At 60.0% G+C, this 19,252-nt stretch carries 13 protein-coding genes, 3 tRNA genes and 3 rRNA genes; 3 read left to right on the top strand and 16 right to left on the bottom strand.

Going from position 1 to position 19,252, the window contains the following annotated elements:
- Position 1: 1 nt before the first annotated feature.
- The 10 genes from clpX to METFAM1_RS0118960 all read right to left on the bottom strand — a co-directional run bounded on the left by clpX (position 2) and on the right by METFAM1_RS0118960 (position 9,450).
- Complete coding sequence (gene clpX / locus METFAM1_RS0119005) at positions 2-1,267, bottom strand: ATP-dependent Clp protease ATP-binding subunit ClpX (protein WP_019917134.1); 1,266 nt, start codon at positions 1,265-1,267, stop codon at positions 2-4.
- Between the two features lie 53 nt (positions 1,268-1,320).
- Positions 1,321-1,938, bottom strand: coding sequence for an ATP-dependent Clp endopeptidase proteolytic subunit ClpP (gene clpP / locus METFAM1_RS0119000; RefSeq protein WP_019917133.1), 618 nt, complete (start codon positions 1,936-1,938; stop codon positions 1,321-1,323).
- A gap of 81 nt (positions 1,939-2,019) precedes the next feature.
- Positions 2,020-3,321, bottom strand: coding sequence for a trigger factor (gene tig / locus METFAM1_RS0118995; protein ID WP_019917131.1), 1,302 nt, complete (start codon positions 3,319-3,321; stop codon positions 2,020-2,022).
- Positions 3,322-3,393: 72 nt separating this feature from the next.
- Positions 3,394-3,696 carry a ThiF family adenylyltransferase gene (locus METFAM1_RS21260; RefSeq protein WP_081627172.1) on the bottom strand — a complete coding sequence of 101 codons (303 nt, stop codon included), beginning with the start codon at positions 3,694-3,696 and terminating at the stop codon, positions 3,394-3,396.
- 117 nt (positions 3,697-3,813) lie between these two features.
- A 5S ribosomal RNA gene (gene rrf / locus METFAM1_RS0118985) occupies positions 3,814-3,927 on the bottom strand.
- 134 nt (positions 3,928-4,061) lie between these two features.
- Positions 4,062-6,949: ribosomal RNA gene (locus tag METFAM1_RS0118980) — 23S ribosomal RNA — on the bottom strand.
- A gap of 280 nt (positions 6,950-7,229) precedes the next feature.
- A tRNA-Ala gene (locus METFAM1_RS0118975) sits at positions 7,230-7,305 on the bottom strand.
- A 29-nt stretch (positions 7,306-7,334) separates the two neighbouring features.
- A tRNA-Ile gene (locus METFAM1_RS0118970) sits at positions 7,335-7,411 on the bottom strand.
- A gap of 120 nt (positions 7,412-7,531) precedes the next feature.
- A 16S ribosomal RNA gene (locus METFAM1_RS0118965) occupies positions 7,532-9,064 on the bottom strand.
- Together the 16S, 23S and 5S rRNA genes with 3 tRNA genes alongside form the textbook arrangement of a ribosomal RNA operon.
- A 309-nt stretch (positions 9,065-9,373) precedes the next feature.
- Positions 9,374-9,450: transfer RNA gene (locus METFAM1_RS0118960), tRNA-Met, on the bottom strand.
- Positions 9,451-9,622: 172 nt separating this feature from the next.
- Here METFAM1_RS0118960 and METFAM1_RS0118955 point away from each other — a divergent pair.
- From METFAM1_RS0118955 to METFAM1_RS0118945, 3 genes are all read left to right on the top strand, one after another.
- A complete protein-coding gene (locus tag METFAM1_RS0118955) occupies positions 9,623-10,582 on the top strand; it encodes a sensor histidine kinase (protein WP_232419825.1) in 960 nt (319 codons plus the stop codon).
- On the top strand, positions 10,579-11,253 hold the full coding sequence (locus METFAM1_RS0118950; protein ID WP_019917127.1) for a response regulator: 675 nt from the start codon (positions 10,579-10,581) through the stop codon (positions 11,251-11,253). The genes METFAM1_RS0118955 and METFAM1_RS0118950 overlap by 4 nt, the downstream gene beginning before the upstream one ends.
- A 208-nt stretch (positions 11,254-11,461) precedes the next feature.
- A complete protein-coding gene (locus METFAM1_RS0118945) occupies positions 11,462-13,714 on the top strand; it encodes a TonB-dependent receptor (protein ID WP_019917126.1) in 2,253 nt (750 codons plus the stop codon).
- Positions 13,715-13,821: 107 nt separating this feature from the next.
- Here the strand turns inward: METFAM1_RS0118945 and METFAM1_RS0118940 are convergent, their stop codons facing one another.
- The 6 genes from METFAM1_RS0118940 to METFAM1_RS0118915 all read right to left on the bottom strand — a co-directional run bounded on the left by METFAM1_RS0118940 (position 13,822) and on the right by METFAM1_RS0118915 (position 19,233).
- A complete protein-coding gene (locus METFAM1_RS0118940; protein ID WP_019917125.1) occupies positions 13,822-14,118 on the bottom strand; it encodes a hypothetical protein in 297 nt (98 codons plus the stop codon).
- A 23-nt stretch (positions 14,119-14,141) separates the two neighbouring features.
- On the bottom strand, positions 14,142-15,167 hold the full coding sequence (locus METFAM1_RS0118935) for a formate dehydrogenase subunit gamma (RefSeq protein ID WP_019917124.1): 1,026 nt from the start codon (positions 15,165-15,167) through the stop codon (positions 14,142-14,144).
- 22 nt (positions 15,168-15,189) lie between these two features.
- Entirely contained in the window at positions 15,190-15,414 is a 225-nt protein-coding gene (locus tag METFAM1_RS0118930) for a hypothetical protein (protein ID WP_019917122.1), read from the bottom strand.
- Positions 15,411-16,037: a formate dehydrogenase FDH3 subunit beta gene (gene fdh3B / locus METFAM1_RS0118925; protein WP_024300852.1), complete on the bottom strand. Its 627-nt coding sequence runs from the start codon at positions 16,035-16,037 to the stop codon at positions 15,411-15,413. Before fdh3B ends, METFAM1_RS0118930 begins: the two co-directional genes overlap by 4 nt.
- Positions 16,038-16,105: 68 nt before the next feature.
- Positions 16,106-19,012: a formate dehydrogenase subunit alpha gene (locus tag METFAM1_RS0118920; RefSeq protein WP_024300851.1), complete on the bottom strand. Its 2,907-nt coding sequence runs from the start codon at positions 19,010-19,012 to the stop codon at positions 16,106-16,108.
- A gap of 20 nt (positions 19,013-19,032) precedes the next feature.
- The gene (locus METFAM1_RS0118915; RefSeq protein WP_019917118.1) at positions 19,033-19,233 is read right to left on the bottom strand and encodes a hypothetical protein; all 201 of its coding nucleotides are present in this window, start codon (positions 19,231-19,233) and stop codon (positions 19,033-19,035) included.
- Positions 19,234-19,252: the final 19 nt, after the last annotated feature.

Genomic DNA, 19,252 nt, shown 5'->3' with positions numbered 1-19,252 from the left:
ATCAGTTCGAACCGGACACCTTGGGCTGGTCGGCGAACAGCATGATCGGCTTCGTCTCGCCGTCGATCACGCCCTCGTCGATCACCACCTTTGCGACATTCTCGATGCCCGGCAGTTCGTACATCGTGTCCAGCAGAGCCGACTCGATGATGCTCCGCAGACCACGTGCCCCGGTCTTGCGCTTCAGTGCCTTGCGTGCGATCGCCTGCAGCGCACCCGGGCGCACCTCGAGTTCGACGCCTTCCATCTGGAACAGCTTCTGGTACTGCTTGATCAGCGCATTCTTCGGCTCGATCAGGATCTGGATCAGCGCTTCCTCGTCGAGCTCCTGCAACGTTGCGACGACCGGCAGTCGGCCGACGAACTCGGGAATCAGGCCGAACTTGATCAGATCCTCAGGCTCGACATTGCGCAGCGCCTCGCCGGTGCTGCGGTTATCGCGACTTTTCACCTCGGCACCGAAGCCGATGCCGACCTGCTCGGTGCGATTGCGAATGACCTTCTCGAGACCATCGAACGCGCCGCCGCAGATGAACAGGATATTGGTCGTATCGACCTGAACGAAGTCCTGGTTCGGGTGCTTGCGGCCGCCTTGCGGCGGCACGCTGGCAACCGTGCCCTCGATCAGCTTGAGCAGCGCCTGCTGCACGCCCTCACCGGACACGTCGCGAGTGATCGACGGGTTGTCGGATTTGCGCGAAATCTTGTCGATTTCGTCGATGTAGACGATGCCCTGTTGCGCGCGTTCGACTTCGTAGTCGCACTTCTGCAGCAACTTCTGGATGATGTTCTCAACGTCTTCGCCGACATAACCCGCTTCGGTCAGCGTCGTGGCATCAGCCATCACGAAGGGCACATTAAGCAGGCGCGCGAGCGTCTGCGCGAGCAGTGTCTTGCCAGACCCGGTCGGACCGACGAGCAGGATGTTGCTCTTCGAAAGTTCGACCTCGTCCTTGCGCGACATGTGGCGCAGGCGCTTGTAATGGTTGTAGACGGCAACCGCGAGGATGCGCTTGGCCGGCGATTGCCCGATCACGTACTGATCGAGAATCTCGCAGATCTCCTTCGGAGACGGCAGATCACCGCGCGCACTCTTGCCCGCCTGCTCGCTGCTGATTTCGTCTCGAATGATGTCGTTGCAGAGATCGATACATTCGTCGCAGATGAAGACCGACGGCCCGGCGATGAGCTTCTTCACTTCATGCTGACTCTTCCCGCAGAACGAGCAGTAGAGCAGCTTTTCGGAACCCGATTTCTTGTCGGTCATGACTCAACTCCAAACTTGACAGGTACACCTGCGTTGCATGCGGACACCCGCACTCAGGCGGCACTCTCCGCCCGCGTTGTCAGTACCTTATCAATAATGCCGTACTCGCGCGCCTGTTCGGCCGAAAGGAAATTGTCGCGATCCGTGTCGCGTTCGATTGTTTCGATCGGCTGACCGGTGTGGTGCGCCATGATGTTGTTCAGCTTGGCGCGCAGCGTGAGGATTTCCCGCGCGTGGATTTCGATGTCCGACGCCTGTCCCTGAAAACCGCCCATCGGTTGATGAATCATCACGCGGGAATTCGGCAGGCAGAAGCGCTTGCCCTTCGCACCGGCAGAGAGCAGGAACGCGCCCATACTGGCGGCCTGTCCGATGCACAGCGTAGACACGTCCGGCTTGATGAACTGCATCGTGTCGTAGATCGACAAGCCCGCGGTGACCGAACCGCCCGGTGAGTTGATGTAGAAGAAGATGTCCTTGTCCGGATTCTCGGATTCAAGGAACAGCAACTGCGCAACGATCAGATTGGCCGTCGTGTCATTCACGGGCCCGACCAGGAACACCACGCGTTCGCGCAGCAGACGCGAGTAAATGTCGTAAGCACGCTCGCCCCGACCACTTTGCTCGATGACCATGGGCACCATGCCCAGACCGACAGTTTCCGACATCATTCGACACTCTCCCGGACGAGGCCGCCGGTGCGGCCTCTCGTATTCATACAAGCAAGCATCGGACCCGACACGTCGTACCGATCAGTTCGTTGCCATCAGGTCGTCAAACTCGACAGCCTTGTCCGACACCTGTGCGACGCCCAACACCCAGTCAACCACGTTATCTTCGACAACAAGCGCTTCGACTTGTGCCAGACGCTGCGTATCGCTGTAGTACCAGCGAACGACATCGGCGGGGTCTTCATAACTTTGAGCCTGTTCTTCCACCACGGCGCGGATTTGTTCCGGCTTCGCATACAGCTCGTTCTTCTTGACGATCTCCGCAACAACGAGGCCGAGACGGACGCGGCGCACAGCTTGGTCGGCAAACCATGCCGGCTCGACTGGAATGTCCTTCACGTTCATGCCGCGCGAGGCAAGATTTGCTCGTGCCTCTTCCGCCATGCGTTGCGACTCCTGCTCGACGAGTGCGCTCGGCACGTCAAACTCATGCGTTTCCAGCAGCAGATTCATGACCTCGTTCTTGACACGAGCCTGCAGGCGCTTCTTGACCTCACGTTCCAGGTTGGACTTGACGTCCGCCTTGAGCTGTTCGACGTCGCCGGACGGAACACCGAGGGACTTCGCGAAATCGGCGGAAAGGTCAGGCAGCACGGGGGCCTCCACCGACTTGATCTTGACCTCGAACTGAACCGTCGTACCGGCCAGATCCTTTGCCTGATAGTCCTCGGGGAAGGTCAGCGAAAAAGTCTTGGAATCGCCGGCCTTCAAACCTTCGACATTTGTCTCGAACTCAGGCAAAAGCGCGCCCGCGCCAAGAACGACAGGAAAGTCCTCCGCGGTGCCACCGTCGAAAGCTTCGCCCTCCCGCGTACCGCGGAAGTCCATGACAATCCGATCATCCTTGGCGGCAGCCTTATCCGCAGCAACGTAGCTGACACGCTGCTTACGCAGAACTTCGAGCGTCTTTTCGACCTCTGCATCGCCGACAGCCAATACCGAGCGCTCGAGCGTCTTGCCGCTGAGGTCCGCCGCGACGATCTCCGGGTACACTTCAAAGGTGGCACTGAAGAAAACCTTGCCCGGCTCGGTGGATTCCGCGGGTTCGATTTTCGGGAAACCTGCAACGCGGAGGTTCTGTTCACGCACTGCGGCGCCGAAAGCTTGTTGAACGGCTTCGGTGAATGCCTCGGAGCGAGCTTGCGCCGAGTACTGCTGTTCAACGATCTTCATCGGCACCTTGCCCGGGCGGAAGCCGGGCATCTTGACCGTGCGCGCCATCCGTGCGAGGCGAACCGCAACGTTCTTTTCGACATCCGCGGCGACCACCGACATGTTGATCTTCCGCTCGAGTGTGTTCACGGGTGAGGTGTTCTGCGCCATTAGCGAATGTCCTTGAATCGTAGGGAAAAATTAGGCGTGATTGTATGAGATTCCGCGATCGCGGATAGCTTTCTAGGATAACACAGCGCGCAGCGCTCTGAGCCTCGCGTCCGGTAATCCGATCGACCCAGTTGGCGGGCGTTTGATGCTGCACCAGCAGGCGAACATCCACCTTTGTTGCATGGCGGCGACGTTATCGAGGTCGATGATATTGATGTTTTGTATTCCGTGTCGTGCGATGGCTTCGGTGGTCCATGAACCGACGCCGCCGACACCGACGATGGTGATGCTGGATTTTCTGAGTTTTGCGTAGGCGCCGTTGCCGTACAGCCGGTCGATACCGGAGAAGGCGCGTGGTGTGTTTTGGTCGGCCATGTGACGGATTGTGGTCCGGATTTGGTCGTTTGAGGGGTTGTTGGGATGTACGGGAGTGAGTCTGGAAGCACAAACGCCCGATCACTGGGGTGTGATCGGGCGTTGTGTTGTGGGGTAGCCTGGCGCTGACCTACTTTCGCGAGCGAGGTGCTCACTATCATTGGCGCGGCTGCGTTTCACGGTCCTGTTCGGGATGGGAAGGGGTGGTTCCACAGCGCTATGGGCACCAGGCTGAAGCTTTTCATGCAGGCGCGAGGTGCATCGGGCCGACATGTGGAAGAAGTAAAGGATATGGGGTGATTGTGTGCGCGAGGCACTTGGATCACACCGGTGCTGATTCAACGGTTCGTTGAGCACACGGTTATAGGGTCAAGCCGCACGGGCAATTAGTACTGGTTAGCTTAATGCATTACTGCACTTCCACACCCAGCCTATCAACGTGGTGGTCTTCCACGACCCTTCAGGGGGATCGAGTCCCCGGGAAGTCTCATCTTGAGGCGAGTTTCGCGCTTAGATGCTTTCAGCGCTTATCTCTTCCATACTTAGCTACCCGGCGATGCCACTGGCGTGACAACCGGTACACCAGAGGTATGTCCACTCCGGTCCTCTCGTACTAGGAGCAGGCCCCCTCAAACTTCCAGCGCCCACGGCAGATAGGGACCAAACTGTCTCACGACGTTTTAAACCCAGCTCACGTACCACTTTAAATGGCGAACAGCCATACCCTTGGGACCGGCTACAGCCCCAGGATGTGATGAGCCGACATCGAGGTGCCAAACTCCGCCGTCGATGTGAACTCTTGGGCGGAATCAGCCTGTTATCCCCAGAGTACCTTTTGTCCGTTGAGCGATGGCCCTTCCATACAGAACCACCGGATCACTATGTCCTGCTTTCGCACCTGCTCGACGTGTCAGTCTCGCAGTCAAGCTCGCTTTTGCCATTGCACTTTAGGTACGATGTCCGACCGTACCAAGCGAACCTTCGAACTCCTCCGTTACCTTTTAGGAGGAGACCGCCCCAGTCAAACTGCCTGCCATGCACGGTCCCCGACCCGGATTCACGGGCCTAGGTTAGAACCTCAACGACACCAGGGTGGTATTTCAAGGATGGCTCCTCGTGATCTGGCGACCACGTCTCACAGCCTCCCACCTATCCTACACAAGTCCCGTCAAAGTCCAATGCAAAGCTACAGTAAAGGTTCATGGGGTCTTTCCGTCTAGCCGCGGGGAGATTGCATCTTCACAAACATTTCAACTTCGCTGAGTCCCAGGAGGAGACAGTGTGGCCATCGTTACGCCATTCGTGCAGGTCGGAACTTACCCGACAAGGAATTTCGCTACCTTAGGACCGTTATAGTTACGGCCGCCGTTTACCGGGGCTTCGATCAAGAGCTTGCACCCCATCACTTAACCTTCCGGCACCGGGCAGGCGTCACACCCTATACGTCCACTTTCGTGTTTGCAGAGTGCTGTGTTTTTATTAAACAGTCGCAGCCACCGATTCTCTGCGACCCCGTTCAGCTCCATCCGCGAGGGACTTCACCTACTAAGGGCATACCTTCTCCCGAAGTTACGGTATCAATTTGCCGAGTTCCTTCTCCTGGGTTCTCTCAAGCGCCTGAGAATTTTCATCCTGCCCACCTGTGTCGGTTTGCGGTACGGTCAATCCATGACTGAAGCTTAGAGGCTTTTCCTGGAAGCGTGGTATCTAGCACTTCAGAGCACGTGGCTCCTCGTCATCACATCTCGGCTAAGCCGCGCGGATTTGCCTACGCAGCACGCCTACCTGCTTAAACCGGGACGTCCAACACCCGGCTGCTATAACCTTCTCCGTCCCCCCATCGCATCATGGATTGGTACAGGAATATTGACCTGTTTCCCATCGACTACGCCTTTCGGCCTCGCCTTAGGAGCCGACTCACCCTACGCCGATGAACGTTGCGTAGGAAACCTTGGGCTTTCGGCGAGCGGGCCTTTCACCCGCTTTATCGCTACTCATGTCAGCATTCGCACTTCTGATATCTCCAGCATCCGTTACCAGACACCTTCGCAGACTTACAGAACGCTCCCCTACCATATGTCTTACGACATATCCGCAGCTTCGGCTCGTGGCTTGAGCCCCGTTACATCTTCCGCGCAGGACGACTCGACCAGTGAGCTATTACGCTTTCTTTAAAGGATGGCTGCTTCTAAGCCAACCTCCTGGCTGTCTATGCCTTCCCACCTCGTTTTCCACTTAGCCACGCATTGGGGGCCTTAGCTGGCGGTCTGGGTTGTTTCCCTCTTGACGATGGACGTTAGCACCCACCGTCTGTCTCCCATGCTCGCACTTCTCGGTATTCGGAGTTTGCTATGGCGGGGTAGATCGCAATGACCCCCCCAACCATTACAGTGCTCTACCCCCGAGAGTGATACATGAGGCACTACCTAAATAGTTTTCGGGGAGAACCAGCTATTTCCAGATTTGTTTAGCCTTTCACCCCTATCCACAGCTCATCCCCTAATTTTTCAACATTAGTGGGTTCGGACCTCCAGTACCTGTTACGGCACCTTCATCCTGGCCATGGATAGATCATCTGGTTTCGGGTCTACGCCCAGCAACTGAATCGCCCTATTCAGACTCGCTTTCGCTACGCCTCCCCTATTCGGTTAAGCTCGCTACTGAACGTAAGTCGCTGACCCATTATACAAAAGGTACGCAGTCACCCCTTTCGAGGCTCCCACTGTTTGTATGCATGCGGTTTCAGGATCTATTTCACTCCCCTCCCGGGGTTCTTTTCGCCTTTCCCTCACGGTACTGGTTCACTATCGGTCGATCACGAGTATTTAGCCTTGGAGGATGGTCCCCCCATCTTCAAACAGGATTTCACGTGTCCCGCCCTACTTGTCGCACGCTCAGACCCGCCATCTACTTTTCGCATACGGGACTATCACCCTGTATCGTCGGACTTTCCAGACCGTTTTGCTAAGTAAATGGTTTAGTCGTGCAGGCTACTCCCAGTTCGCTCGCCACTACTTTGGGAATCTCGGTTGATTTCTGTTCCTCGAGCTACTTAGATGTTTCAGTTCGCTCGGTTCGCCTCCTCTGGCCTATGTATTCAGCCAGGGATGACCCTTACGGGCCGGGTTTCCCCATTCGGACATCTGCGGATCAAAGCTTCATTGCCAGCTCCCCGCAGCTTTTCGCAGGCTTGCACGTCCTTCATCGCCTGTGATCGCCAAGGCATCCACCACATGCACTTATTCACTTGACCCTATAACGCTGTGCTCGACTTGCGTCTCACACCGCACTACAGGATAGTTCTCAAGCGCTCGCGCTATCTATCCCACCGCTGGTTCAAAGAGGTGGGACGATGCAATCACTACCCATGAGATGCCGACGCGGTTGAAACGCCGACATCCCTTTACTTCTTCCAAATTTTTAAAGATCAAACTTCGCACCCTTGCGGGTGAGGTCTGGGCAGCATCTCTGCACCCCACGCCTCACACTCAAAGCTACGGCAACAAGAACAACCGACGTCCCATCAAAGGAAGTGGTGGAGGATGACGGGATCGAACCGACGACCCCCTGCTTGCAAAGCAGGTGCTCTCCCAGCTGAGCTAATCCCCCAAAGACTGCACTTACTCATGCAGGCAATCTGGTGGGTCTGGTTGGGTTCGAACCAACGACCCCCGCCTTATCAAGACGGTGCTCTAACCAGCTGAGCTACAGACCCGGTCCTTCCAGGGTCGGGTGCTCAACGCGGGCTCGTCATCGCTGACTTGCCCGAGCTCCTTGCCCTTGTTGCTTCTTTAACAGCCGATAGGTTGTGGACACGACCTGATTGTGACTCTAGAAAGGAGGTGATCCAGCCGCACCTTCCGATACGGCTACCTTGTTACGACTTCACCCCAGTCATGAATCTCACCGTGGCGACCGCCCCCCTTACGGTTAGGCTAGCCTCTTCTGGTGAAACCCACTCCCATGGTGTGACGGGCGGTGTGTACAAGACCCGGGAACGTATTCACCGCGGCATGCTGATCCGCGATTACTAGCGATTCCGACTTCACGCAGTCGAGTTGCAGACTGCGATCCGGACTACGATCGGCTTTCTGGGATTGGCTCCACCTCGCGGCTTGGCAACCCTCTGTACCGACCATTGTATGACGTGTGAAGCCCTACCCATAAGGGCCATGAGGACTTGACGTCATCCCCACCTTCCTCCGGTTTGTCACCGGCAGTCTCATTAGAGTGCTCTTGCGTAGCAACTAATGACAAGGGTTGCGCTCGTTGCGGGACTTAACCCAACATCTCACGACACGAGCTGACGACAGCCATGCAGCACCTGTGTTACGGCTCTCTTTCGAGCACCCCCACCTCTCAGCAGGGTTCCGTACATGTCAAGGGTAGGTAAGGTTTTTCGCGTTGCATCGAATTAATCCACATCATCCACCGCTTGTGCGGGTCCCCGTCAATTCCTTTGAGTTTTAATCTTGCGACCGTACTCCCCAGGCGGTCGACTTCACGCGTTAGCTGCGGTACTCAATGAGTCTCCTCACCGAACACCTAGTCGACATCGTTTAGGGCGTGGACTACCAGGGTATCTAATCCTGTTTGCTCCCCACGCTTTCGTGCATGAGCGTCAGTATTGGCCCAGGGGGCTGCCTTCGCCATCGGTGTTCCTCCACATCTCTACGCATTTCACTGCTACACGTGGAATTCCACCCCCCTCTGCCATACTCTAGCCGTGCAGTCACAAGCGCAGTTCCCAGGTTAAGCCCGGGGATTTCACACCTGTCTTACACAACCGCCTGCGCACGCTTTACGCCCAGTAATTCCGATTAACGCTCGCACCCTACGTATTACCGCGGCTGCTGGCACGTAGTTAGCCGGTGCTTCTTCTTCAGGTACCGTCATTAGCGAGCTATGTTAGAGCTCACCGTTTCGTTCCTGCCGAAAGAGCTTTACAACCCGAAGGCCTTCTTCACTCACGCGGAATGGCTGGATCAGGGTTGCCCCCATTGTCCAAAATTCCCCACTGCTGCCTCCCGTAGGAGTCTGGGCCGTGTCTCAGTCCCAGTGTGGCTGATCATCCTCTCAGACCAGCTACAGATCGTTGCCTTGGTAGGCCTTTACCCCACCAACTAGCTAATCTGACATCGGCCACTCCAATCGCGCGAGGTCTTGCGATCCCCCGCTTTCTCCCTCAGGACGTATGCGGTATTAGCACTTCTTTCGAAGTGTTATCCCCCACGACTGGGCATGTTCCGATGTATTACTCACCCGTTCGCCGCTCGCCGCCAGTCCGAAGACCGCGCTGCCGCTCGACTTGCATGTGTAAAGCATTCCGCCAGCGTTCAATCTGAGCCAGGATCAAACTCTTCAGTTTAATTCCCAAAACTCGTCAGAATTCACAGGTATAAGCTTTCGCTTAAAACCTTTGATTCGTATGAGCACTTCAATTTAGTTGTCATGCGATCAACCACCACCCCAGGAATCCCTGAAACGACAGCTGCTCGCCGTTACAACCACGCCGTGCCCACACCTATCGGCTGTTTGTTTTGTTAAAGAACGTTCGCTGCTTTGTTATTGTTTTGCCGCCGCTTTCGCTGCAGCACAGAAGTGAAACTATAGCACGTTTTCAGATCTGCGCAAACATTTTTGAAACTTTTTCTCGCTCACCGTTTTGTTGAATCGGTGGTTGCGGGGACAGGATTTGAACCTGTGACCTTCGGGTTATGAGCCCGACGAGCTGCCAGACTGCTCCACCCCGCGTTCGAGAGAAAAAGATTATGAAGGTTTTCCAGCAACAGGTCAACACCCGTTGGGACTTTCTTTGCAGCACGGTTACTGAAGCCGAAATCTTGAGACATCGGCGTGTGGCAGCATGAGGTGCTCGAACAAGCAGTGAAGGCTGGGTTGGACATACATGCATATATATAGGGCGGTGCACAAGGGCATCAAGTCATCGGCACGCCGACGGCGACTCGAAGGTGCACTGATAGGTACGACGGCGCTGCTCACTTTCTTGGTGAGTTCTCGCACCGAACTCTACGAAAGACTGCATGCGGAGCTCACTCGTTACGAGGGTTTCCAGGCGGACGAGCTTGTGTTCGTACTGCTTAGCGTGCTGGCTGGTCTCGCCGTTTTCTCCTTCCTTCGCTGGCGGGAGGCTCGCAGTGAACTCATGTCGCGCGTGGCGGCCGAGCACGCACTGCAGCAGCTTGCAGCACGGAACAGAGAACTGGCGCAAACATTGATCGGCCTGCAGGAAGCCGAGCGCCGGCGTATTGCGCACGAACTTCATGATCACTTCGGGCAGAGTTGCAACGCAATCAGGATCGATGCGGTATTCCTGCGTACGACTCTTCCGAGTGCATCGTCGGAACAGGCAGCGGCCGCGCGCATCGCAGAGACTGCGGACGAGTTGTACCAGACCGTCCGCGGACTTCTGTACGAACTGCGCCCGGCGGCGCTCGACAGTCTTGGCTTGGTAGGTGCCCTGCAATCACTGTGCGAGTCCTGGGAGGAGCGCTCTGAAGTAAGCTGCGCGCTTCTTCCGTCCGGCGAACTGGGCGAACTCGGTGAGCAGATCAGTATTGCGCTGTATCGCATCGTGCAGGAATCGCTGTCGAACGTCATGAAGCACGCGCACGCCGGTCACGTTCGAATCATGCTGCACGGCAAACCGGAATCAGGTCGGGTCGATCTGACCATCGAAGACGACGGTATCGGTCACGACGTCGCACGCGTTCGTGCGGGACTGGGCTGGCTCGGCATGAAGGAGCGGGCCTCCATGTTGGGCGGCAGCCTTTCTATCGGGCAAAGCCGTCTCGGGGGCGTGCTCGTCACATGCTCGATTCCATGTCGACCGCCGGCTGAACAAGATGAGGAGGACACTCAATGATCGACGTGCTGCTGGTAGACGATCATCCTGTCGTACGGTCGGGCTACGCGAGGCTGCTCGAAGCGGGCGGAGACATCCGCGTGGCTGCCGAAGCGCCGGACGCAGAGGCGGGCTATACCGCTTACGTGCAATGCACGCCGAAGGTTACCGTGACCGATCTCTCGCTTCCCGGATCGAGCGGCATCGAGCTGATACGGCGCATTCGTGCTCGGGATGCGAGCGCGCGCGTACTGGTGTTCAGCGTACATGACGAAGCCGTGGTGGTTGATAAGGCCATCCAAAGCGGCGCCTGCGGTTTCATCAGCAAGCGCAGCGCCCCCGAGGTGCTGCTGGAGGCAGTCCGAGCGGTCGCGAAGGGTGAGCGCTACTTCAGTGAGGACGTACGACGGGTGGTCGAACACCGCTCGCCCGACGCCGAGCGCGAGGTGATCAACGCGCTTTCGGCACGCGAGTTCGAGGTCTTCCGCCTGCTCGCGCGCGGCATGTCGCCGGCAGAATGTGCGCAGATGCTGAACCTGAGCCAGAAGACGGTCGCGAACTATCAAGCGCTCATCAAGGAAAAGCTGAACGTCAACACGTCAGCTGCGCTGGTGCACCTCGCGCTTCGTCTGGGTGTAGTGTCCGGCACCAGCCCGACGCAATTGCTCAGTCCAAAAGACGGCGATCACTGACGCAGCAGGCGCCAGGTAAATACGCGCCACAAACCAACAATTAGCGCACTAAGCGATAAACAAGCCAGCCCGCCCACATCGGGAATTTTTCCCGATCCTTGCTCCCGGCTCTTGGCTATCTTCCGATCGGACCCTGTCTGTCGGGTCGTCTCAGTGACGCACTTCAGAGAACGAGTGCGCACTCCCCAGAAACGAGAGGAGTAACCCCGTGAAGAAGCACACCGACGCACAACGTCTGCGTCTGACCCCGCTCGCCGCGATCATCAGCGGCGTTTTTTCGATCGGCCTGCCGTTTGCGAGCCATGCGCAGACAGTGGCCCCGACTGTCGAGGTTGTCGGTACGTCGCCGGTGCCGGGTCTGGACCGGCCGAAGGACGAGATCCCCGCCAACGTGCAGTCGATCCGCCGGGAAGCGCTGCGCGATACAGGATCTGGTGGTCTGCCCGAGTTGCTTGGAAGCCAGTTGCAGAGCGTCAACGTCAATGAAATCCAGGGCAATCCGTATCAGGCGGACGTGAATTATCGCGGCTTCACTGCCAGTCCCCTGCTCGGCACGCCGCAAGGCCTGTCGGTCTATCAGGACGGCGTGCGGGTGAACGAGCCCTTCGGTGACGTGGTCAACTGGGATCTGATCCCGCGTAACGCGATCGCCTCGATCGACCTGATCCCGGGCTCGAATCCCCTGTTCGGTCTGAACACGCTGGGCGGCGCGCTGTCGGTGCGCACGAAGGATGGTTTCAGCCACGCCGGAACCGGCATAGAGGCCTACACCGGCAGCTTCGGTCGCAGCGCGGTGACCGCCGAACACGGCGGCAACAATGGCGAACTGGGCTGGTACTTCACTGCCACCCGTTTCAAGGAGGATGGCTGGCGCGATCTGTCGCCGTCGGACGTGAACCAGTTCTTCGGAAAGGTTTCGCATCGCTCGTCCAAGCACGAGCTCGACCTGAACATCACGCACGCCAACAGTGATCTGATTGGCAATGGCCTGACTCCGCTGTCCTTCTACGAGCAACGCCGGCGTTCGATCTTCACCTCGCCCGACAATACGAAGAACCGCATGACCATGCTGTCGCTGAATGGCGGCTACTGGCTGGACGACGTGCAGAAGCTGTCGGGCACCGTCTATGTGCGCAAGAACAACGTACGTACGCTCAACGGCGACGCCAACGACGAGTTCGCCGCGCCGGGCGATCCGGAAGGCGTGCTGAACCGAACCCGCACCCGCCAGACCGGCTACGGCTTCAGTGCGCAGTGGGCACAGATCCTCGAAGACCGTCAGCTGGCCGTTGGCACGACATTCGACCACAGCCGGACGAAGTTCCAGCAGACCGAGCAGGAAGGCGATTTCCTGCCCGACCGTTCGGTCACCCCGACCGACAGCGAGGAAGATCCGGAACCGAAGCTGCGCGGACGCACCCGCACGTGGAGCCTGTTCGCAACCGGCACCTGGAAGCCGATCACCAACGCAACCGTGTCGTTGTCCGGTCGCTACAACCACACCAGCGTGCGCACGATGGACCAGCTGGATGCCACGTCCAGTCTCAACAGCGACTACACCTACAGCAAAATCAACCCGGCTCTGGGCGCCACCTACGCGCTGACACCGGCGGTCACGCTGTACGCCAACGCGCAGCAGGGCAACCGTGCGCCGAGTCCGATCGAGCTGGGCTGTTCCGACCCGAACGAACCGTGCAAGCTGCCGAACGCGATGCAGGCCGACCCGCGCCTCGATCAGGTGGTCACCCGCAGCATCGAGATCGGCGTCCGCGGCGTGGCCGGCCCGATCCGCTGGAATGTCGCAGCCTTTGGAGCGGTGAATCGCGACGACATCCTGTTCGTCGCCAGCAACACGGTCGGTCAGGGCTATTTCAAGAACTTCGGCAAGACCCAGCGCAACGGCGTCGAGCTCGGTCTGAGCGGCGACTACGGCAGCCTGATGTGGAACGCCGGCTACACCTGGGTTGACGCGACCTACCGTTCGAGCGAGTGCATCGTGTCGCCGGAGAATTCGTCACTCGATCCGAGCTGCGGCGTCGACAATATCCGCGTGCAGTCGGGTGACCGCATTCCTGGCATCGCCGAGCATTCGTTCAAGCTCGGTCTGAACTGGCGTGCTACCGACTGGCTCACGCTGGGTTCAGACGTAATTACGCACTCGGGCGTCTATGTTCGCGGCAACGAGAACAACGAGCACGACGAGAACGGCAAGACGTCCGGCTTCACCGTGGTGAACATGGTGGCCGACGCGAAGCTGGGCGGTGGCTGGTCAGTGTTTGCGCGGGTGAATAACGTGTTCGACAAGCGCTACTTCACTGCGGGTCAGATCGGCGAGAACCCCTTCGTCGGCCCGAACAACAGCTTCGACAGCAACACGGCGAACTGGGAGGATGAAACCTTCTACGCACCGGGCGCGCCGCGCTCGGGCTGGCTGGGCGTGCGCTACCGCTTCGGCGGCTGAGGCGAACGAAGCGGATCGCCGCACCGATCCGCTTCACCCAAAGACAAAAGGCACCTCACGGTGCCTTTTGTCTTTGTTGCCCGTCGTGACGCTGCTTCCGGACCTACCTACTTCGCTGCAGGGGGCGCCGCGGGTGCCGCCGCCGGCGCGTTCGCCGCTCCTGCCGGTGCCGCCGGCGGCGCGATCGGCGTCGGGGTCACGGTGACGCCCTTCGCCCTCATCTGTTCGATGTATTTCGCCGCCACGCGGTCCTGAGCAGCAGCCAGCAACTCGTTGCCTTTCTTGGTCGCTTCGTCCGCCTTGGCCTTCTTTTCGGCCGCGGCCGCCTTTTGCTCCTCGGTCAGTTCGGGCAATTTGGCCAGCGCGCCGGTCGACAGCAAGGCGCCGAGCAGCAACACGATCATTCTGTTCATGCGTAGTCCCCCGTTCAGACGCGAGCCGCTGCAGGCATTCCGCCTGCAGACGTCTCCGCCGGTTGAGCCTTCTTCGCCGCGTCGTACCACAGCTCGTGGTGCTCCTTGGCCCAGGTTTCGTCGACATAGCCGGTCTTCATGCCGTCGAGTGCGCCTTCCATGCCGATGCTGCCTATATATATGTGCGCCAGCGACAGCGTCATCACGATCAACCCCCCGATCAGATGAACGATGTTCGCGATCTGCATGACGGCGCGGCCCTGTTCGAAGTTCGGGAAGTTGAGCACCAGACCGCTGGCGCCGACGGTCAGCGACAGGAACACCACACCCAGCCAGAACCAGGTCTTCTCGCCGAAGTTGAAGCGGTGCGACGGTACGTGCTCGCCGGTGAGCAGACCACCTGCCTTGCGGATCCACAACGCGTCGATGGCCTGCCACACGTTGTCCTTCACGAACAGCACGATGAACAGCAGCACAGACAGGATGAATACCGGCCCGACGAAGTTGTGGATGTTCTTGCATACCAGTGCCACCGTCGCGAACAGCGAATAGCCGAACACCGGCAGTAGCACATGCTTGCCGAACAGCATCACCAGCCCGCTCACCATCAGCACGCAGAAGGAGATCGCCATGGCCCAGTGCGACATCCGTTCCATCGTGTTGAAGCGCTGGATCATCCGGCCGGTCTTTGCCTCCGACAGCCTGATCGGCCCGCGCAGCTTGAAGAACACGGCCAGCAGAACCAGCATGGCGCAGAAGGCGACGCCGCCGTACAGCATCACCGGCCCATTGCGCAGCGCGCGCCAGGTCTGGCCGCCAGACTGGATCAGCACGCCGGTCTCGACGCCCTGCACCGTGGTGTAGTGCTGCTCGCCCGACCTCACCTCGCGCCATACCGGCGCGTTGTTCAGCGGTTGCGACTGCTGGCGCAAGGCCTGGTCGGCCGCCGTCGCTGGCGGCGTGTCAGCGGCGAACACCGGTCCGCCCGCCAGCGCGCACAGCGTCAGCACCATCCACAGCAGGCGCTTCAGTACAGTCATGTCATGACTCATGAACGCTCTCCTAACCGTTGATGCGGCGATATTCGTTCTGGCTCTGGTTGCGCGCCTTGATGGTCGCCTCCCAGTTCCCCTTGTCGCCGGAGAAGGCCTCGTTGTCCCAGGGCTTGCCGTCGGCCTTGCCCTGGTACTGGCCCTGTTTGTAGACCACCACCTGCTCCTTCTCGCCGCAGCCGGCGAGCGCGGCGGCGAGTGCGAGCAGGCAGACGGCTCCGCTCAGCGGCTTCATGATTTGCCTCCCGCCGCCGGGGCGGCGGCCGGTGCGTCCGGCTTGCCGTAGGCGGTCGACCAGCCCCAGATGTCCGCACCCTTGCCGCGGGTGAGCACGCGCTGGCGATAGATGTCGGCCAGCACGTCTGCATCACCGCCGAGCAGCGCCTTGGTCGAGCACACTTCGGCGCACAGCGGCAGCTTGCCCTCGGCCAGACGGTTGCGGCCGTACTTGCGGAACTCCTCTTCCGAGTTGTTCGTTTCCGGGCCGCCGGCGCAGAAGGTGCACTTGTCCATCTTGCCGCGCAGGCCGAAGGCGCCCGCCTGCGGGAACTGCGGCGCGCCGAACGGACAGGCGTAGAAGCAGTAGCCACAGCCGATGCATAGGTCCTTGTCATGCAGCACCACGCCCTCATCGGTGCGGTAGAAGCAGTCGACCGGGCACACCGCCATGCAGGGCGCGTCGGAACAGTGCATGCAGGCGACCGACATCGAGCGCTCGCCCGGTACGCCGTCGTTGATGGTCACGACGCGCCGGCGGTTCACGCCCCAGGGCACCTCGTGTTCGTTCTTGCATGCGGTGACGCAGCCGTTGCACTCGATGCAGCGCTCGGCGTCACAGATGAATTTCATTCTTGCCATGGTGTCCTCCGTTCTCCGGGGCGACGCGCGGCTGACGCGCCGCCCCGTGTTGTTTCATCGCGCCCGCATCAGGCCTTCATGATCTGGCAGACCGTGGTCTTGGTTTCCTGCATCATGGTCACCGAGTCGTAGCCGTAGGTCGTGGCGGTGTTGACCGCCTCGCCTCGCACCACCGGTGCAGCCCCTTCCGGGTAGCTGTCGATCAGGTCCTTGCCCATCCAGTGGCCGGCGAAGTGGAAGGGCAGGAACACGGTGTCCGGCCCGACCCGTTCGGTCACCATGGCCTGCACCTTGATCTGCGCACCGCTCGGCGACTTCACCCACACCATGTCCTTGTCGCGGATGCCGCGATCGTTGGCCGCCTTCGGGTTGATCTCGACGAACATGTTCTGCTGCAGTTCGGCCAGCCAGGGGTTGGAACGCGTCTCGTCGCCACCGCCCTCGTACTCGACCAGACGGCCGGATGTCATGATCAGCGGGTAGTCCTTGCCGACATTGGCGAATTGGTCCTGCACGCTCTTGTACAGCGTGGGCAGGCGCCAGAAGGCCTTCTTGTCCTCGTGCGTCGGGTACTTGGCGACCAGATCGGCACGCGGCGAGAAGAGGGGTTCGCGATGCACCGGCACCGGGTCCGGGAAGTTCCACACCACCGCTCGCGCCTTGGCGTTGCCGAAAGGGTGGCAGCCGTGGTTCTTCATCGCGACGCGGATGATGCCGCCCGAAGGGTCGGTCTTCCAGTTCTTGCCCTCGGCCTTCTTCTTCTCGTCCTCTGTCAGCTCTTCCCACCACCCCAGCTTCTTCAGCAGCACGTGGTCGAACTCGGGATAGCCGAACTGCAGGTCGGCGCCCTTCGAGGCAGAGCCGTCGGCCGCCAGCAGGCTGGTGCCATCCTTCTCGACGCCGAAGTTGGCGCGGAAGTTGCCGCCACCATCCATCACGTGCTTCGAGGTGTCGTACAGATTGGGCGAGCCGGGGTGTTTCATTTCCGGCGTGCCGTAGCACGGCCAGGGCAGACCGAAGTACTCGCCGTCGAGCACGTAGCCGGTTTCCTTGTCGATGCCGCCCTTGGCCTTCAGCGTCTTCGGGTCGAACACCTGCATGTTGCGCATGTGGATCTTCAGGCGCTCCGGCGACTGGCCGGTGTAGCCGATGGTCCAGGTGCCGCGGTTAATCTCACGCAGGATGTCTTCGACGCTGGGCTCGTTGTTGGTCACCTTCACGTTCTTCGTGAACTCGTCGGCAAAACCGAACTTCTGCGCGAACAGATACATGATGGTATGGTCGGGCTTCGACTCCCACAGCGGCTCGATCACCTTCTCGCGCCACTGGATCGAACGGTTCGATGCGGTGCACGAGCCTTCGCATTCAAACTGGGTCGCGGCCGGCAGCAGGTAGACGCCGTCCTTGCGGGCGCTGGCCGCCATCGCGGCGGTGGCCGACGGATAGGGATCGATCACCACCAGCGTGTCGAGCGCCTTCATCGCCTCCAGCATGTCCTTGCCGCGCGTCTGCGAGTTCGGCGCGTGGCCCCAGAACACGACTGCGCGCAGGTTCGGGTCCTGGTCGATCAGTTCGTTCTTCTCGGTCACGCCGTCGATCCAGCGCGACACCGTGATGCCCGACTTCTCCATCAGCGCCTGCGACGCGAAGCGACCTTTCAGCCACTCGTAATCGACGCCCCACACATTCGCCCAGTGCTTCCACGAACCGGTCGCGATGCCGTAATAGCCGGGCAGCGAATCCGGATTCGGGCCGACGTCGGTCGCGCCCTGCACGTTGTCATGGCCGCGGAAGATGTTGGTGCCGCCGCCCGCCACGCCGACATTGCCGAGGGCGAGTTGCAGATTGCACATCATGCGCACGATGGCGTTGCCGGTCGTGTGCTGGGTCTGACCCATGCACCACACCACGGTGGACGGCTTGTTCTTGGCCATCGTTTCGGCGATCAGCTTTACCTGATCATCCGGCACGCCGCTGACTTCCTCCACCTTGTCGGCGGTCCACTTCACCGCCTCGTCGCGGATCTTGTCCATGCCGAACACGCGATCCTCGATGTACTGCTTGTCCTCCCATCCATTCTCGAAGATGTGGCGGAGCACGCCGTACAGGATGGCAATGTCAGAGCCGGAGCGGATGCGCACGAAGTGGTCGGCCTTGGCCGCGGTACGCGTGAAGCGCGGATCGGCGACGATGATCTTCGCCCCGTTCTCCTTCGCGTGCAGGATGTGCAGCAGCGACACCGGATGCGCCTCGGCGGCGTTCGATCCCATGAAGAAGATCGCTTTCGAGTTCTGCATGTCGTTGTAGGAGTTGGTCATCGCACCATACCCCCACGTGTTGGCCACGCCGGCCACCGTGGTCGAGTGGCAGATGCGCGCCTGGTGGTCGCAGTTGTTGGTGCCCCACATCGACACGAACTTGCGCATCATGTAGGCCTGCTCGTTGTTGTGCTTCGACGAGCCTATCCAGTACACGCTGTCCGGGCCGCTTTCCTCGCGCAGCTTCAGCAGGCGCGCCGACAGTTCGTTCAGCGCGTCGTCCCAGGACATGCGCACCCACTTGCCGTCGACCAGCTTCATCGGGTAGCGCAGCCGGTGCTCACCGTGGCCGTGCTCGCGGATCGACGCGCCCTTGGCGCAGTGCGCGCCCATATTGATCGGGCTGTCGAACACCGGCTCCTGGCCGACCCAGACGCCGTTGACGACTTCGGCGTCGATGGCACAGCCGACCGAACAGTGGGTACAGATCGTGCGCTTCACTTCCACCTTGCCGCCGGCTGCCGACGGGTTGGCGGCCTGCGCACGCTCGACCATCGAGAAAGGCAGTGCCGATGCGAAGGCGCCTGCGCCGGCGGTCATGCCGGAACGCTTGAGGAAGGTTCGGCGGTCCATCGTGCGCGGCGAAGCCGCCGATGCCGGGCGCGCCAGACGCGATTGCGCGCGGGCGCCGCTCGCCGTTTTACGGGTCAGTGTCATGTTGGCTCTCCTCCTCGGGGTCAGACGCGCGCGCTGCGGTAGTAGGCCGCGATGTGCTCGGTCATGCGGTATCCGCTCCTGTCCGTCTGCGCGGTGGTGGCGGTCGCGCCGGCATCACTGCCGGTCGACCGCACGGCCACCACGGCCGCCGCGGCGCTCATGCCGCCGACGCCCGCGGTCAGCAGGAACTGACGGCGTTTCAGGTTGGCTTTTTCGGTCATTGCTCTGTCCTCCTCGTGA

It is taken from the genome of Methyloversatilis discipulorum (assembly GCF_000527135.1).
In the GTDB taxonomy this organism is placed as follows: Bacteria; Pseudomonadota; Gammaproteobacteria; order Burkholderiales; family Rhodocyclaceae; genus Methyloversatilis; species Methyloversatilis discipulorum.
This window is presented reverse-complemented; position numbering and strand designations above follow the sequence as displayed.